Annotated in this window: 11 protein-coding genes and 3 pseudogenes; 11 read left to right on the forward strand and 3 right to left on the reverse strand. The window is 72.0% G+C overall.

Annotated elements, in window-relative coordinates; translation table 11 throughout:
• The 8 genes and pseudogenes from ABZ646_RS21745 to ABZ646_RS21780 all read left to right on the forward strand — a co-directional run.
• Positions 1 to 93 (forward strand): annotated as a pseudogene (locus ABZ646_RS21745) (calcium-binding protein); the annotation flags it as partial.
• A 25-nt stretch (positions 94 to 118) separates the two neighbouring features.
• Positions 119 to 1,873 (forward strand): right-handed parallel beta-helix repeat-containing protein, encoded by a 1,755-nt coding sequence (locus ABZ646_RS21750; RefSeq protein WP_360521219.1) that lies wholly within the window; start codon positions 119 to 121, stop codon positions 1,871 to 1,873.
• 137 nt (positions 1,874 to 2,010) lie between these two features.
• Complete coding sequence (locus ABZ646_RS21755; RefSeq protein WP_360521222.1) at positions 2,011 to 3,156, forward strand: helix-turn-helix domain-containing protein; 1,146 nt, start codon at positions 2,011 to 2,013, stop codon at positions 3,154 to 3,156.
• Between the two features lie 162 nt (positions 3,157 to 3,318).
• Positions 3,319 to 4,797 (forward strand): glutamate--cysteine ligase, encoded by a 1,479-nt coding sequence (locus tag ABZ646_RS21760; protein ID WP_360521225.1) that lies wholly within the window; start codon positions 3,319 to 3,321, stop codon positions 4,795 to 4,797.
• Positions 4,798 to 5,365: 568 nt separating this feature from the next.
• The gene (locus ABZ646_RS21765) at positions 5,366 to 7,381 is read left to right on the forward strand and encodes a discoidin domain-containing protein (RefSeq protein WP_360521248.1); all 2,016 of its coding nucleotides are present in this window, start codon (positions 5,366 to 5,368) and stop codon (positions 7,379 to 7,381) included.
• Positions 7,382 to 7,396: 15 nt separating this feature from the next.
• Positions 7,397 to 7,734, forward strand: a pseudogene (locus tag ABZ646_RS21770) (TetR/AcrR family transcriptional regulator); the annotation flags it as partial.
• A gap of 139 nt (positions 7,735 to 7,873) precedes the next feature.
• Positions 7,874 to 8,125 (forward strand): annotated as a pseudogene (locus ABZ646_RS21775) (hypothetical protein); the annotation flags it as partial.
• Positions 8,126 to 8,183: 58 nt separating this feature from the next.
• On the forward strand, positions 8,184 to 8,882 hold the full coding sequence (locus tag ABZ646_RS21780) for a VWA-like domain-containing protein (protein ID WP_360521227.1): 699 nt from the start codon (positions 8,184 to 8,186) through the stop codon (positions 8,880 to 8,882).
• Between the two features lie 192 nt (positions 8,883 to 9,074).
• Here the strand turns inward: ABZ646_RS21780 and ABZ646_RS21785 are convergent, their stop codons facing one another.
• A complete protein-coding gene (locus ABZ646_RS21785; protein ID WP_360521230.1) occupies positions 9,075 to 10,409 on the reverse strand; it encodes an NAD-dependent succinate-semialdehyde dehydrogenase in 1,335 nt (444 codons plus the stop codon).
• A gap of 91 nt (positions 10,410 to 10,500) precedes the next feature.
• Between ABZ646_RS21785 and ABZ646_RS21790 the strand changes: the two genes are divergently transcribed.
• Complete coding sequence (locus tag ABZ646_RS21790) at positions 10,501 to 11,124, forward strand: TetR family transcriptional regulator C-terminal domain-containing protein (protein ID WP_360521233.1); 624 nt, start codon at positions 10,501 to 10,503, stop codon at positions 11,122 to 11,124.
• A 167-nt stretch (positions 11,125 to 11,291) separates the two neighbouring features.
• Positions 11,292 to 12,482 carry a hypothetical protein gene (locus ABZ646_RS21795; protein ID WP_360521236.1) on the forward strand — a complete coding sequence of 397 codons (1,191 nt, stop codon included), beginning with the start codon at positions 11,292 to 11,294 and terminating at the stop codon, positions 12,480 to 12,482.
• Positions 12,483 to 12,584: 102 nt separating this feature from the next.
• Here the strand turns inward: ABZ646_RS21795 and ABZ646_RS21800 are convergent, their stop codons facing one another.
• Together ABZ646_RS21800 and ABZ646_RS21805 are read right to left on the reverse strand one after the other, a co-directional pair.
• Positions 12,585 to 13,511 (reverse strand): MFS transporter, encoded by a 927-nt coding sequence (locus tag ABZ646_RS21800; protein ID WP_360521239.1) that lies wholly within the window; start codon positions 13,509 to 13,511, stop codon positions 12,585 to 12,587.
• A 341-nt stretch (positions 13,512 to 13,852) separates the two neighbouring features.
• Positions 13,853 to 15,070, reverse strand: a complete 1,218-nt coding sequence (locus tag ABZ646_RS21805) for a M23 family metallopeptidase (protein WP_360521242.1) — start codon at positions 15,068 to 15,070, stop codon at positions 13,853 to 13,855.
• Positions 15,071 to 15,168: 98 nt separating this feature from the next.
• On the opposite strand from ABZ646_RS21805, the gene ABZ646_RS21810 reads away from it, so the two are divergent.
• Entirely contained in the window at positions 15,169 to 15,576 is a 408-nt protein-coding gene (locus ABZ646_RS21810; RefSeq protein ID WP_360521245.1) for a hypothetical protein, read from the forward strand.
• Positions 15,577 to 16,040 lie beyond the last annotated feature (464 nt).

Raw genomic sequence — 16,040 nt, forward strand, 5'->3', positions numbered from 1 at the left:
AACGCGAGCGGCGGCGACAACATCGTGCAGGGCGGCAAGGGCAACGACGTGCTGCACGGTGCCGGCGGGGCCCAGTACCTGTCCGGCGATTGACAAGTCGACGTCCGGACCGATCACCGTGACCTTGGCCGGGGGCGTCTACAGGCTGGCCAAGACGCTCACCTTCACCGCTGCGGACTCCGGCGGCGGTGCGGCCGGTACCGTCTGGTGGAAGGCGGCGTCCGGACAGTCCCCGGTCATCAGCGGCGGTGTCCAGATCACCGGCTGGGCGCGGACCGGCGCGGGCAGCAGCATCTGGTCCGCCCCGGCTCCCACCGGCCTGGACACCCGGCAGCTGTACGTGGACGGCGTGCGCGCCCAGCGTGCGACCGGCGCTCTGCCGGTGTCGGTGAAACAGACGGCGACCGGATACACCACGGCGTCCGGCGACCCGATGGCAGGCTGGCGCAATCCGTCGGCGATGGAGTTCGTCTACCGGGGCGGCCTCGGGCTGTGGACCGAGCCGCGCTGTCCGGTCGCCTCGGTCACCGGTACCGCCATCACCATGGCCCAGCCCTGCTGGAACAACTCCACCCAGCGTGTCATGCGTACCGACGACTCGGGCCGCACCTACAACCTGGTCGGCCGCAAGTCGATCACCGAGGCGCCGACGGCGGTGGAGAACGCCTACGAACTCCTCGACAAGCCGGGCGAGTTCTACCTGGACAAGAGCGAGCACCGGTTCTACTACATACCCCGTTCCGGGGAGGACCTGACCACCGCGGACGTCGAGGCACCCTCGCTCGACACTCTGGTGGCGACCTCCGGCAGCGCCTCGGACGAGCCCGATCACATCGGCTTCCAGGGCATCCAGTTCAGCTATGCGAACTACACGACCTCCAACACCGGCACCGGCTTCTCCGAGATCCAGGCGACGTACCAGGTCACCGGTACCACGGGCTACGCCACCCAGGGGCTGTGCCAGTTCGTGTCAGGGGGCACCTGCCCCTACGGCAACTGGACGAAGATGCCCGGCGCGCTGCGGTTCACCTACGACAAGAGCATTCACTTCGACCACGACTACTTCGTCCACCTGGGCGCGGCCGGACTGGACCTCGGCGACGGCTCGCAGAACGACACGGTCACCGCCTGCGTGTTCACCGACATCTCCGGCAACGGTCTCGACCTGGGAGGCGTGGACATCCCGCAGCCGACCAGCTCGGCCCAGCACACCAGCGGGATCACCGTGAAAGACAGCCACTTCTACGACATCGCCGACGAGTACCACGGCGGGGTCGCCGTCGACGCCGGATACATCGAGACGTCGACCATCACCCACAACCAGATCGACCACGTGCCCTACACGGCGATCTCCATCGGCTGGGGCGGCTGGCCCGACAAGGTGAGCCTGCCCGCGCAGCCGAACTACTCGAACAACAACACGGTCTCGAACAACCTGATCTACGATCACATGTCACTGCTCGGCGACGGCGGTGCCGTCTACACCAACGGCATCACGGGCACCTCGATGGCGAGCGGCGAGAAGGTCACCGGCAACGTCGTCCACGACCAGCTCAACACCTCCGGCGGCCATGTCCTGTACACCGACAACGGCGCCACCTACGTGTCGGTCCTCGGCAACGCGGTATGGAACATCAACGTCTCGCCGTGGGGCAGCAAGCACGTCAACTACACCGCCGGTGACGGAACGTACGACCCCACGGACATCGAGGGCAACTACTGGCCGAACGGCCCGTCCGACTACGACAACAAGAAAGTCCTGATACAGGACAATCACGCCATCACGGGAGCGGCCCAGGTCCCGTCGAGCATCATCGCGGCGGCCGGCATCGAGGCGCAGTACCAGGCGATCCTCTCCTGGCAGCCGGCCTGACACGAGCGCTGCGCACCCGGCGCCGGACAGGAGAGCGGTCGGTCCGCCTCCGGCCGGGGACAAGCCGACAGGCCTTCCTCGCCGCGGCCGAGGAACGCGGTTTCCCGGTCCTGGAGGTGCCCCTCGCGGTTCCCTTCGTGACCATCGCGCAGGAGGTCGCCGCCGCCGTCAGCGAGAAGTCGGCGGAGCGGCTCGGCGCCCAGCTCCAGGTCTTCGGCGCGCTGCGCTGGATGGCCGAGGAGAACCTGGACATCCCCGCGCTCTTCGACCGTCTGGAACAGCTCAGCGGCTACCGGATCCTCCTGTGCACCACCCAGGGACGGCCCCTGCTGCCCGGGGTCGCGGCGCCCGAGGACCTCTCGGTGCTCCCGGCGCATCCGGACGCCCCGCCGACCGTGCCCGGCGGCTTCGTCCTGCCCGTCCTCGGCCCGGGCGGAGCCGCCGGCTACCTGGTCGCCCTGGAGCAGGCCGGCGCCCGTCCCGCCGGACTGGCCGTCGTCCAGCACCTGGCCACTGTCGCCGCCCTGCGGCTCGCGATGGTCCGCCAGGAGCGCGAGGTGCTCCGCCGGGAGGGGGCGGAGACCCTCGCCGAAATGCTCCAGGACACCCTCGACCCGGCCAGCGCCCAGCGCCGGCTGGCCCACCACGGGCTGGACGCACGGCGGCCGGTCGTCCTCGCGGTGGTCCGGCGCACCCCGGACGGGCAACCGGGCGTGGCCACCCCGGACGAGGAAGTGGGCGTCGCCCTCTCCGACCACCCCCACCTGACCCTGCGCCGCGGCGAGGACCGGCTGGTCCTGGCCGAACCCGGCTTCACCGAGGCGCTGGCCGGCCTGCCCGGCGCGGTGTGCGGGGTCAGCCGGCCCTTCGCCGTCGGGGAGCCGCTGCGGGTCGCCCGGCAGGAGGCGGAGTGGGCGGCCGGACGCGCCGAGGAGGCGGGCAAGCCACTCGTCCACTACGGCGAGGACGCCACCGGACGCTGGCTCCCCGAGGACCGCCGGCTGCTGGCCGCGCTGGTCGAGCAGGTCCTCGGCGAGGCCCTGCGCTACGACGCGGCGCACGGCTCACAGCTGCTGGTCTCCGTCCGTACCTGGATGGAACGCGACCGCCGCACCGAGGACGCGGCCGCGGCCCTGCACATCCACCCCAACACCCTCTCCTACCGGCTGCGCCGCTTCGGTGAGGTGACCGGCCGGGACCTGGCCACGACCGCCGCCTTCACCGAGGTCTGGTTCGCCGTGCGCGCGGCGACCGAACTGGGCGTGGCGGCCGAGGGGCCGTAGCACCGGACCCGCGCGGGTCCGCCTCCGCCGGGCTCGGGCCGGTCACCCTGCGCCCGCCGACCGGGTGCGGCGCGTGAGCGGAGCGCCGACGAGTGTCCGGGACGCCGGTGAGGTGCGACGCTGGGACGAGAAGCGTCCGCCGAGGGGACTCGGGAGGGCCCGATGGGACGTGATGTGCCGGCCCGGGTGTTCACGCGGGAGGACCGGCGCCGGTACCGGGAGAAGATGCACGGCTGTCTCGACGTACTGGCGCAGATGCTGCGCGGATCGGGCTTCGAGAGCGAGCGCCCCCAGGTCGGCATGGAGATCGAGCTCAACCTGGTGGACGGCGACGGGCTCCCGGCGATGCGGAACACCGAGGTGCTGAGCGCGATCGCCGACCCGGCCTGGTCGAGCGAGCTGGGCCGGTTCAACCTGGAGATCGACATCCCGCCCCGGCTGCTGACGTCCGGTGGCCCCGGTGCCTGGGAGCAGACGATCCGGGACGCGCTCAACCACGCCGAGCAGCGCGCCGCCACCGTGGGCGCCCACCTCATCATGATCGGGATCCTGCCGACGCTGGGGGAGTCGGACGTGGACGAGAAGTCCCTGTCCGGTGATCCCCGCTACCGGCTGCTGAACGAGCAGATCTTCGCGGCCCGCGGCGAGGACCTGCGGATCAGGGTGGACGGTGTGGAGCGCCTCGCGATGTACGCCGACGCGATCACCCCCGAGGCCGCCTGCACCAGCACCCAGTTCCACCTCCAGGTGGCCCCCAAGGACTTCGCGGCCTACTGGAACGCTGCCCAGGCCGTCGCGGGCGTGCAGGTCGCCCTCGCCGCCAACTCGCCCTTCCTCTTCGGGAAGGAACTGTGGCGCGAGACCCGTGTCCCGCTGTTCGAACAGGCCACCGACACCCGCCCCGAGGAGATCAAGGCCCAGGGGGTACGGCCGCGGGTGTGGTTCGGCGAACGGTGGATCACCAGCGTCTTCGACCTGTTCGAGGAGAACGTGCGCTACTTCCCGGCGCTCCTGCCGCTGTGCGACGACGAGGACCCGCAGCGGACCCTGGACGCCGGCGGGGTGCCGCAGCTGGGCGAACTCACCCTGCACAACGGCACGATCTACCGCTGGAACCGCCCCGTCTACGCCGTCACCGACAGCGGCCCGCACCTGCGCATCGAGAACCGCGTCCTGCCCGCCGGCCCCACCGTGGCCGACATCCTCGCCAACGCCGCCCTCTACTACGGCCTGACCCGCGCCCTCGTGGACGAGGACCGCCCGGTGTGGTCGCGGATGTCCTTCGCCGTCGCCGAGGAGAACCTGCACACGGCCGCCCGCGACGGCATCGACGCCCGGCTCTACTGGCCGGGGGCGGGCGAAGTGCCCGTCACCGAACTGGTGCTCAGACGCCTGCTGCCACTGGCGCACCGAGGTCTGGAACTGGCCGGCCTGGACGCTTCCTGGCGCGAACCCATGCTGGGCATCGTCGAACGGCGCTGCGTCGACGGCCGCAACGGCGCCCTGTGGCAGGCGGAGACGGTCCACCACCTGGAGCGGACCGGCATCCACGACCGCCGGGAGGCGCTGCGCCGGATGACCACCACCTACATGGACTACATGCACCTGAACGCGGCCGCGCACACCTGGCCGGTGGAGTGAGCGCGGCGACCGGCGGGAGGTCGGGACGAGGGGGTGTACTGCACGGCGCTGTCGGCGCCCGGCCGGTTGTCCGGGTCCGGTTTCCCTGGGAGAAGACGGGGCCGATGACCAGAACCCCGTTCGCGGTCGTCGCCGGCGCTGCGACCCGCGTGCAGCCGGCTCCCGCCGAGGTGGCCCACCGCTCGGCGAGACCGACAAGGTGGGTGGTGATCGCCGGGGCGTGCCGGGCGGTCGCCGGGCAGACCGCGTGGGCCCGGCCCGCGCAGCCGACCTGTCCCACCTGCCCGGCGGCACTCCCGAGGGCGGCCACGAGTCACCGGCTCCGGGATGCCCGGGTGCCGTGTCGCCGTCCACGAGGGCAGACCTTCGGGCGGTCCGCTCACCGTCCAGTGATCAGGTCAAGCGTCCCGGACACTTGACTCGGTGGGCGCCCGGCCCGATCCTCGTCCCAGGTATTGCGCGGTTCATGACAACTCCAAGGGTTCGTCAACCGCCCCCCCCCGCCGACCCAGGGACGTGAGCCGTGCCGCCGATCCGACGCTCGTACCGCAGACGCAGGAACGTCACCATGCTGTCGTTGCTGCTCCTGGTACTGGCCATGGCCCTCGGACCCACCCCGAGCTCGGCGGCCGACAACGACTGGTGGACCCCCGCCGCGCGCCCCGCCCCCGACGTCCAGGTCGGCGTCACCGGCGAGCCCTTCACCGGCACCGACTCGGCCGGAGAGGTACGCGGGTTCGTCGACGCCCACAACCACCTCTTCGGCAACGAGGCCTTCGGCGGCCGGCTGATCTGCGGCAAGGTCTTCTCCGAGGCCGGCGTCGCAGACGCCCTCAAGGACTGCCCCGAGCACTACCCCGACGGCACCCTGGCGCTCTTCGACTACATCACCCACGGCGGCGACGGCAAGCACGACCCGGCCGGCTGGCCGACCTTCAAGGACTGGCCCGCGTACGACTCGATGACCCACCAGGCCGACTACTACGCCTGGGTGGAGCGGGCCTGGCGCGGTGGACAGCGGGTACTCGTCAACGACCTCGTCACCAACGGCGTGATCTGCTCGATCTACCCCTTCAAGGACCGCGGTTGCGACGAGATGACGTCGATCCGGCTCCAGGCGAAGATGACCTACGCGCTCCAGGCGTACATCGACAGGATGTACGGCGGCACCGGTAAGGGCTGGTTCCGGATCGTCACCGACAGCGCCCAGGCGCGGCAGGTCGTCGAGGAGGGCAAACTCGCCGTCGTCCTCGGGGTCGAGACCTCCGAACCCTTCGGCTGCAAGCAGGTCCTCGACATCCCGCAGTGCGGCAAGGAGGACATCGACAAGGGCCTCGACGAGCTCTACGCGCTGGGCGTCCGCTCGATGTTCCTGTGCCACAAGTTCGACAACGCGCTGTGCGGCGTCCGCTTCGACTCCGGCGGCCTCGGAACCGCCATCAACGTCGGCCAGTTCCTGTCCACCGGCACCTTCTGGGCGGCCGAGAAGTGCACCGGGCCGCAGCACGACAACCCCATCGGGAGCGCCTCGTCCGCCGCGGAGTCGGACCTGCCTGCGGGCGTCGGCGTCCCCGCGTACGACTCGGACGCGCAGTGCAACAAGCGCGGCCTCACCGCACTCGGCGAGTATGCGGTGCGCGGCATGATGAAGCGCAAGATGATGCTGGAGATCGACCACATGGGCGTCAAGGCCGTCGGACAGGCCCTCGACATCCTGGAATCGGCCTCCTACCCCGGCGTGATCTCCTCGCACAGCTGGATGGACCTGGACTGGACCGGGCGCGTCTACGCCCTCGGCGGCTTCGTCGCCCAGTACATGCACGGCTCCGAGGGCTTCGTCGCGGAAGCCGCACGGACCAAGGCGCTGCGTGACAGGTACGGCGTGGGCTACGGCTTCGGCACGGACTTCAACGGCATCGGGGACCACCCCGCCCCGCGCGGCGCGGACGCCGCGAACAAGGTGACGTACCCCTTCAGGAGCGTCGACGGGGGCTCCGTCATCGACCGGCAGACCTCCGGTGAACGCACCTTCGACATCAACACCGACGGCGCGGCCCACGCGGGGATGATCCCCGACTGGATCGAGGACATCCGGCGGGTCGGCGGCCAGGACGTGGTGAACGACCTGTTCCGCGGCGCCGAGTCCTACCTGGACACCTGGGCGGCCACCGAACGCCACCAGGCCTCGGCGAACCTCGCCAAGGGGCAGCCGGCGACGGCCAGTTCGTCCGAGTCGAACCCGTTCACCAGCTACCGGCCGGGCCGTGCCGTGGACGGTGACGACGCCACCCGCTGGGCGAGCGACTGGAGCGACGACCAGTGGTGGCAGGTCGACCTCGGCTCCACCCACCTGGTGTCCCGGGTGACCCTGGACTGGGAGCGCGCGTACGGCACGTCGTACCGCATCGAACTCTCCACCGACGGCACGAACTGGGGGACCGCCTGGTCCACCACGAGCGGCGACGGCGGCCTGGACACGGCCCGGTTCGCCGGGACCCCGGCCCGCTACGTCCGGGTCCACGGTCTCGGCCGCGGCACCGGCTGGGGATACTCGCTGTACGAGGTCGGGGTCCACAGCGCCTGAGGCGGGAGCACACGGATGGCACGCATGCCGTCGGCCGAGCGGCGCCGGCAGCTGACGGAAGCGGCGAGGCGGGCGTCTCGCTGAGCGTCTTCCACTACTGCTTCGACTCCAAGCAGGCCCTCGTCGAGTCCGTCATCACCGCCCTCACCGACCACTCGGTCACGGTGGTGCGACAGGCGCTGCGGCCCAGGGCCACCCTGGAGGAGACCACCTATGAACTGACCCAGTACGAGCTGTACGGCGTCGCCTACGCCGAGCTGATCGAACACCTGCGCAGCAGCAGCGACCTCGAACTCCGCGTCCCGGTCCCCGTACTGGCCCGCTACCTGGCCGCCGTGACCGACGGCCTGACCCGCCGCCCATGACGGCTCCCGCGCCGCCCTGGACATGACCAAACTGCTCGCCGCCCGCTACCGGGCGGCGAGCGACCGGCTCTACCTGGCGTCCGCGCTGTACGCCCTGACCGTCGTCCCGAGCGGGGACGTGCCGACGATGGGCGTGGACCGCCACTGGCAACTCGCGGGCATCTGGACGCACGAGGCGGCCCACCTGCTGCGCGACCACCACGGCCGGGCCGACCGGCTCACCGCCGTGACCCAGCGCGGCCCGCAGCACGTCAACATCGCGCAGGACTGCGAGATCGACGACGACCTTCTCTCCGACGGCCTGCGGCTGCCCGAGGGACGTATGGAGCCGCGCCTCTTCGACCTCCCCGAGGGCCAGTTGTCCGAAGCCTATGTCGACGCGCTGCCCGCGCACGTGCGCACGCCGGACTGCGGGTCGGGCGCCCACGGCAGGGCCCGTGCCCTGGGAACTGTCCGACTCCGCCGGTCCCGCCCGGCTCGGCGAGGTCGAGGCGCAGGCCCTGCGCCGGGCCACCGCCGAGGCCATGCGCGCCCACCGGCGCAGCCGCGGCAGCCTGCCCGCGGGCTGGCAGCGCTGGGCGGAGGAGATCCTGGAGCCCACCGTGGGCTGGCGGCGGGCGCTGACCGGAGCGGTCCGGGAGGCCGCCGCCTGGGCCGCCGGGGCGGTCGACCACACCTACCGCCGTCCTTCCCGCCGGACCCCGGCGCTGCGCGGCGCGGTCCTGCCCAGCCTGCGCCGTCCGCTGCCCCGGGTGGCCGTCGTCATCGACACCTCCGGTTCGATGGGGGAGGCCGAACTGGGCGCCGCCCTCGCGGAGGTGACGGGCGTCCTGCGCGAGGTGGGCATCCGCGGCGACCGCGTCAGCGTGCTCGCCTGCGACGCCGACGTGCACGCCGTCACCCGGGTGACGGCGACCGAGCAGATCACGCTGGGCGGCGGGGGCGGCACCGACATGCGGGTCGGCATCGAGACGCCTCTGGCGACACCGGACCGCCCGAGCATCGTCGTCGTCCTGACCGACGGATACACCCCCTGGCCCGACGCGACCCCGCCCTGCCGGATCATCGCGGCCCTGATCGCCCCCGACGCCCCCGAGCCACCGAACTGGGTGGAGACGGTACGTATCCCGGGCTGACCCGGGCCGCCGGCCGCCGACGGCGTCAAGGGTGCGCTCGGGGCTCGGGAGTTCCCGGGCCGGCGTCGGACGTCGGCTGCGGAGCCCCCGGGCGTGGCCCTTGGGCTCCGCGTCCCCCCTAGGTGACGAAGGGTCCCGGGCGCCCGGTGCGGCCGTACCGGGCGGCCCTGGCCCCGTGCCCCGCTGTGCCGGTCAGGCCACCGTGCGGATCAGCTTCTTGTTGGTGAACTCCTCGATGCCGAGACGGCCGAGTTCCCGGCCGAAGCCGGAGCGCTTCACCCCGCCGAAGGGCAGCTCGGCACCCTCGGCGCCGACACCGTTCACGAAGACCATGCCGGCCTCGATGCGGTCGGCGACCCGCGCGGCCTGCTCGGGGTCGGTGGTGAAGACGTAGGAACCGAGGCCGTACGGAGTGTCGTTGGCGATGCGTACCGCGTCGTCCTCGTCGGCGGCCGGGAAGACCATCGCGACCGGTCCGAACAGCTCCTGGCGGGCCGCCGCGTGCTCGGTGGTCAGCCCGGTGAGCACACCTGCCGGGAAGAAGGCCCCCCGCCGCTCGGCGGAGCCGTGCAGGGTGGCGCCCTCCGCCACGGCCTCACCGACCTGCCGGGCGAGGGTCTCGGCGGCCGCCGCCGAGGAGAGCGGCGCACCGGTGGCGGACTCGAGCAGCCGGGCCGTGAACTTCGCCACGAACGCGTCGTACAGGTCCGCCACGACCACGAACCGCTTGGCGGCGTTGCAGGCCTGGCCGGTGTTGTCGAGACGGGCGGCCACCGCGGCCTCGACGACGGCGTCCAGGTCGTCGGTGGACAGCACCACGAACGGGTCCGAGCCGCCGAGCTCCAGGACGACCTTCTTCAGGTGCCGTCCGGCGATCTCGGCGACGGCGGCCCCGGCCCGCTCGGAGCCGGTGAGCGAGACGCCGTGCACCCGGGGGTCGGCGATCACGTCGGCGATCTGCTCGTTGGTGGCGTACACGTTGACGTACGCGCCCGCCGGGAAGCCCGCCTCGGTGAACAGCCGCTCCAGCAGCGCCGCCGTACCGGGACACTGCGGGGCGTGCTTGAGGACGATGGTGTTGCCGACGGCTAGGTTGGGGGCAGCGAACCGGGCGACCTGGTAGGCCGGGAAGTTCCACGGCATGATGCCGAGCAGCACACCCACCGGACCGCGCCGTACGACCGCGGTGCCCGGGCCGGAGGTGACATGGAGGGGCTCGTCGGCCAGGAACTCCTCGGCGTGGTCGGCGTAGTAGTGGTAGATGTCGACGCAGAAGCCGATCTCGCCCTCCGCCTCGGCGAGCGGCTTGCCCATCTCCCGGACGATGCTCGCGGCGAGTTCGGCGCTGTGCTCGGCGTGCAGGTCGCCGAGGCGGCGCAGCAGTGCGGCGCGCTCGGCCACGGAGCCGGACCGGCCCCACGCGCCGGCGGCGTGGGCGGCGTCGACGGCCGCGGCGACCTCGGCGTCGGTGGCGGTCGGGTAGGTCTCGACGACTTCGCCGGTGGTCGGGTCGGTGACGGCGTACATGGTGTCTCCAGATGCGGCGGGGCTGGCGGGGACGCTTATTGGTCACACAACCAATTGCCTTATTGGTCGCCCACTCAATAACATTCACCGCATGACGTCAAGAGCCCCGGGCAAGCGCGTCCGCAAGGCACCAGCCGAGCGCCGTCACGAGATCGTCGCCACGGCGGCGCGGATCGGCCTCGTCGAAGGCCTGGAGTGCATCACCCTGCGCCGGGTCGCCGACGAACTCGCGGTGCGGCCCGGACTCGTCGGCCACTACTTCCCGGCCGCGGACGAACTGGTCGCCGAGGCCTTCACCCATGCCACGCTGGCGGAGCTCGACGGTCTGCTGCCGCCGCGGCCGGACGCCCCCCTGGACACCTTCCGGAGGTTCTTCGGGCTCACGTCGAGCGCCGATTTCCACGACGTCAGCAAGCTCTGGCTGAACGCACGGCATCTTGCGCGCTACCGTCCGGCGCTGCGCGAGCACGTCGTGCAGCAGGAGCTGCTGTGGTGCCGGCGCCTGGCGGAGCTCATCGCCGCGGGAGTGGCGGCCGGAGTCTTCGTCTGCGGGGATCCCTGGGGCGCCGCCACCCGCGTCCTCGTCGCCGTCGACGGTGCCAGCGCGTACGTCAACACCACCGCCGACCACCGCAGGGCGCCCACCGCGGACATGCCACGCACCGTCGCCGAGGCCGAACTCGGCCTGCGGCACGGTGCGTTGCTCGCCGACTGACGTCAGCGGTCACGGATGTCCGGTGGGTGGCCGAGCGCCCACTGTGTGACCGGTCGGAACTGCTGTATGAGTGGGGACTGTGCGGCATCCGGTCGGCCCGTGCCTGGGGAGGGCGCGGAGCCCTGCCGGACCGCGCTCGTCCCGACCGATCACTTCAGGGGGGGAACATGCGCATTCGTTCACGTGCCTGGCTGCTGGTGGGCGCGGGCCTGCTCGCCGCGGGCGCCGGCCCGGCCTACGGGGCCGACGCGCCGCCGGCCGGGCCGGCGACGCCATCCGTGCGGTACGCGGTACGCGACCTCGGCACCCTGGGCGGTACCCGCAGCGAGGCGACCGCCATCGACGGCAGCACGGTCGTCGGGAGCTCTCTGACGAACGGCGACGCCACCGAACACGCCTTCGCCTACGACCTGCGCCGGCACACCATGACCGACCTCGGCACCCTCGGGGACTCCAGCAGGGCGACCGGCGTGGCGGGAGACCACGTCGTCGGGGAGTCGGACCTCTCCGCCGGTGGCCCGACCCATGGATTCGTCTACGACCTGCGGACCCGCCGACTCGTCGACATCGGCACGCTCGGCGGCAGCCGCACCCACGTCACCGGCCTCGACGGCGACACCGTGGTGGGTACCTCGTCGCTCCCCGGGGACGCGGTCACCCACGCCTTCGCGTACAGCCTGCGCACCCGGACCATGACCGATCTCGGCAGCCTCGCGGGCCCCTCGGGCACCAGCACGGCGGCGGCCGTCAGCGGTGCGACCGTCGTGGGCAGCTCCTCCCTGCCGGACACACCGGACACCACGCACGGATTCGCGTACAGCCTGCGCACCGGGACGATGACCGATCTCGGGACCCTCGGGGGAGGCTCCAGCACAGCCAACGACGTCAGCGGTGCCACCGTGGTCGGCCAGTCCCGCACGGCCGGCAACAGCCTCTCCGGATACGCCTACGACCTCCGTACCGGCGTCCGCACCGACCTGGGGTTCCACTTCCTGATCGCGCAGTTGGTCAGCGGGAACACGGTCGTCGGCGGCGACAGCCTGCTCTCCAGCACGTACGACCTCACCACCCGCACGATCGCCACCATCGGCTCCGGGCGCGGTGTCACCGAGGCCAAGCAGATCACCGGGAACTTCATAGCCGGTGACAACTTCGCCCCCAACTCCTTCGCCTTCGTCGCCCGCGCCGACAACGGCGCCTTCACCTACCTGGCCTCCCTCGGCGGCCTCAACTCCGCCGCCGCACAGGTCGACCGGCACGGTGTCGTGGCAGGCAGCGCGGCACTTGCGCCCACGGACCCGGTGGCGGTCAACGGTCCCTTCCACGCGGCCGTCTGGGTGCCGCACCCGGCGGCATAGGGCAGCCGCCGCTCCGTACGGCACCCGGCGCACCGCGTCATGCCGCGTGCCGCCCGGGCCGCGGCCGGCCGCCCCACCACGGACGGCCGGCCGCAGGGGCGGTCACTCCTCGGCGGCGGCGAGCGCGGCCAGCTCCCGGTCGACCGCGACCTGGTGCGCCTCGGCGTCCCTACGCGCCTTCCCCGGGCTCCAGCGACCGGCCATCACGAAGACGAAGGGCAGGAAGAGCACCTGGCCGCCGACGCAGATCCACCACCAGGTGCGCCATTCGCCGGGCCCGTCCTTCGACGCCTTCTGCACCTCGGCGCCGTACTCGCGCAACAGCCTCAGCTGCGGCGCCGCCTTCTGCACGACGGCGAGGTCCTCCGTGCCGACCTCCCGGACGGCACGGGCGTTCAACGCGGGCGGCACGGTGGCCGGGGTGTACTTGTCCAGTTCGGCGAAGAGCCCGGGGTGCGCGTCGACGACGGCCAGCGCGGGTGCCGCCTGCGCCGAGGCGATCCTGACCTCGGCGCCGTGCTCCACGAGCGGGGTGACGGAGGTGACCAGCACGGGGATGAAGGCCGCGGAGACGGCCACCACGACGCGCACCGTCCAGCCCCACACCGCCAGGCCCGCCGCGGTCGCCGCCGGGTTGTGCCTCTCCACCGTCTCCGTGAAGCTCGCCATCCAGGGCGCGTAGGCGATGCCGCTGAAGACGCCGATGCCGACGAACAGCCAGGCGAAGGTGTAGTAGTCCGTCGTCAGGTGGGTGGCGCGGGTGGCGAAGAGCGCGGTCACCACGGCGGAGCCGACCCCGCCCACGATCATGAAGGGCTTGCGCACCTTCAGCCGGTCGGAGGCCAGGCCCACCAGGACCAGGGCGACGGCGTTCGCCACCCAGTACCAGTTGGCCAGCGCGTTGGTGCGCTGCTCGCTGTAGCCGAAGACGGTCGAGAAGTAGACGACGAAGTTGCCGACCGCCGCGTAGTACAGCAGCAGGAACACGGCGATGGCGAAGGCCGAGCCCAGGACGTCCAGGCGCACCATCTGACGCCACTCGCCCCGGCGTACCGCCTCGGTGTCCAGCCCCTTGGCGCGCGCCTCGGCCTAGAGGGCTGCACGAGGTCATTCCCCGCCCCCGACGAAGGGGCTCTTCGGGGAACATGGGCTGACTGCCGAGGCTCTACCAGGTCGCGGTGCAGCACCGCCGTGCGGCCGCCGTCGAGGGGGCGGGCGAGGTCGGTTGCGGCGTACGCCCAGCGAAGTCCGTGGCGGGGAAGCCGGCCTGGGCCCGGGTGGTCTTGGGGTCGCAGTTGACGCCGGTCTGGGCCGCGTCGCGTGAGGAGTGGCCGCAGTCGCCGGCCGCGGTGACGAAGGAGGCTGAGGCCTTACGTGCGCACGGTCCGGCCCCGGCACAGCGGGCCGGTGACGCCCGTGAACCGAAGATCGAGCCCGAGGCCGTCGCGTTCGGCGTGGATGTGCAGGTGGGGCTCCGTGCTGTTGCCGGAGTTGCCCACCTCGCCGAGCAACTGCCCGGCGTGCACAGGATCGCCCGTCTTCACCGCCACGGTGCCGCGGCGCAGGTGAGCGAGCTTGACGATCTCGGCGCCGGTGTCGATGAACACGTGGTTGCCGTAGGGGGGCTGGTATCGGATCGTGCCGGGTTCCTGGTCGTCGAGGTGATCGGCGGCGGAGACGACCGTGCCGTCACACGGAGCGTAAAGGCTCTGCCCGTACACGAGATAGCTCTCGTTTTCCCCGCACAGGCCGGTGCCGCGTGCACGCGCACCGCCCGGACCGATCTGGATCACGTCCAGGGCGCCGCGCTGCTCGGGAAAGGACGCGTGATGGTTCAGGCGGGCCCCGCCGCCCTGCGCGACATACCACTTCCCGTTCCGCAGGGGGAAGGCGAGAGGCCGGGACACAGCGGTCCCCCAGCGGTGGCGGCGCGCCCGGAGCAGGAACCATCCGAAGCCGGCGAGCAGGGCCACGCCCACCACCAGTTCGGCCTCACCGCCGCCCGACGTGGGCAGCCCGGGCAGCCGGTATGCGGAGGCAAGGGCGACCGGCGCGCCGGCCTCCACGGACCGGCGTATCCACCACGGCAGCCGAGCCGGGCTCTGCCAGCCCTCCATGAGCAGGTAGCCGGCCGCGACGATGAGCAGACGGCCGCACCAGGCGATGCGGGAAGGGGCCTGCCAGCATGCGTCGATGCGCGCGGCGAGCAGCAGCACCCACACGGTCCACACCAGGGCGGCTCGCGCCCCGTGCGGGACGCGCAGCCGCGGTACGCGGTACGGGGCCGGGGCGATCAGCAGCCCGTCGAGCACCTGGCCGTCGCGTGTGCTGGCGAAGGCGAGGGCACGCCCTCTGGTGCCTTCTATCACCAGCCCGTCGGGATGGTCCCGTACCCCGGTGATCTCGCCGACGCGTTCGCGGGTGCCGTCCAGGATCTGGTCGAGCCGCTCACCTCCCACGGCGGCCACGACCCGCGGCGCGAGCACCTCCCGCTGTGCGCGCTCGGCGGTGAGGAACCTGAACAGCAGGTCGGCCGCCGGCTGTCCCGTGCGGCCGCGTTCCGCCGGTGTTCCCGCTTTCTCAGGCACCGGCCGCACCGTCCCTGTCCGCCGCCATCGCCACGTCCGCGCCGATCATCAACAACCCGAAGCACACCAGACCCATGCACGTCATGATGCCCAGGTGTATGCCCTCCAGGGCCAGGGTGTCGGCCTTTCGGATCCAGGAACGGGCGGACAGGAGCGCGAACGGACTCGTCCGCCAGGACGAGGCGCGGCACGTCGCGTTCGGCCTCGGCCACCTCGAACACCGCAGCACCGTGGGCCCCCGACTGCGCGGCAGGCTGCGGGCCGCCGTGGAACGCCGCCACGAGGCCCTGACCCACACCGCCGGCCTGAACGCGGAGGTGTTCGACGCCCTGGTGCTGCTCGCAGCCTGTTCCTGGAACCCGCGGGCGATCGAACGCGGCTGGCGCGCGGTGCAGCGGTTGCAGGCCGACATGGACCAGGGACGTCCCCACCGGCTGTCCCGGCTGGGCTTCCCCGACGACGAGGCGGCGGCCCTCTCCGCGCTACACACCCGCAACTTCATGTGAACGGCCCCCGTCCCAACCCCCCTTCACGACCGGCGAGCGCGGGTGTCAACCCCGACGCCGCCGTCCTCAACGACGTCGATCGCGCGCTGGCAAAAAGCGCGCGGCGCCGCCGATTCCTTCGGCCTCTGCAGCTGACACCGGCATCCCCGTGCCCGGTCAGGTGCTGCAGGACCTGGGGAGACAACCCCATGGGTTGTCCGGGAACAACCCCGAACAATCCTCCAGCCAACCCGGACTTACCCTTTCCAGCGCTCGGATCCCCACGGCCTCCGACGACCTGGCGGCGAGCCGGGGTCGTCGGACCGTAGCCACACGGGCCGCCCAGTGCGATGCGGCAGCTGTCGGCCGGTACCGGCGCCCTCGGCAACCGATGCGGCCGCGTCGTGGCCGCGTACATCAGCCCCGGCTTCTCCCGGGGGCTTGCCGGGCCGGCCTCAGCGCAACCGTGGGTCCATCGTGCATGC

Origin of the sequence: Streptomyces sp. NPDC007162 (assembly GCF_040634175.1) — a bacterium.
Taxonomy (GTDB): Bacteria; Actinomycetota; Actinomycetes; order Streptomycetales; family Streptomycetaceae; genus Streptomyces.

Excerpts from the sequence above, each read along its gene's own strand:
- ABZ646_RS21790 (WP_360521233.1), top strand. The coding sequence starts at position 10,501 with ATGACGTCAAGAGCCCCGGGCAAGCGCGTCCGCAAGGCACCAGCCGAG.
- ABZ646_RS21785 (WP_360521230.1), bottom strand. The coding sequence starts at position 10,409 with ATGTACGCCGTCACCGACCCGACCACCGGCGAAGTCGTCGAGACCTAC.
- ABZ646_RS21810 (WP_360521245.1), top strand. The coding sequence starts at position 15,169 with ATGCCCTCCAGGGCCAGGGTGTCGGCCTTTCGGATCCAGGAACGGGCG.
- ABZ646_RS21765 (WP_360521248.1), top strand. The coding sequence starts at position 5,366 with ATGCTGTCGTTGCTGCTCCTGGTACTGGCCATGGCCCTCGGACCCACC.
- ABZ646_RS21800 (WP_360521239.1), bottom strand. The coding sequence starts at position 13,511 with ATGGTGCGCCTGGACGTCCTGGGCTCGGCCTTCGCCATCGCCGTGTTC.
- ABZ646_RS21795 (WP_360521236.1), top strand. The coding sequence starts at position 11,292 with ATGCGCATTCGTTCACGTGCCTGGCTGCTGGTGGGCGCGGGCCTGCTC.
- ABZ646_RS21760 (WP_360521225.1), top strand. The coding sequence starts at position 3,319 with ATGGGACGTGATGTGCCGGCCCGGGTGTTCACGCGGGAGGACCGGCGC.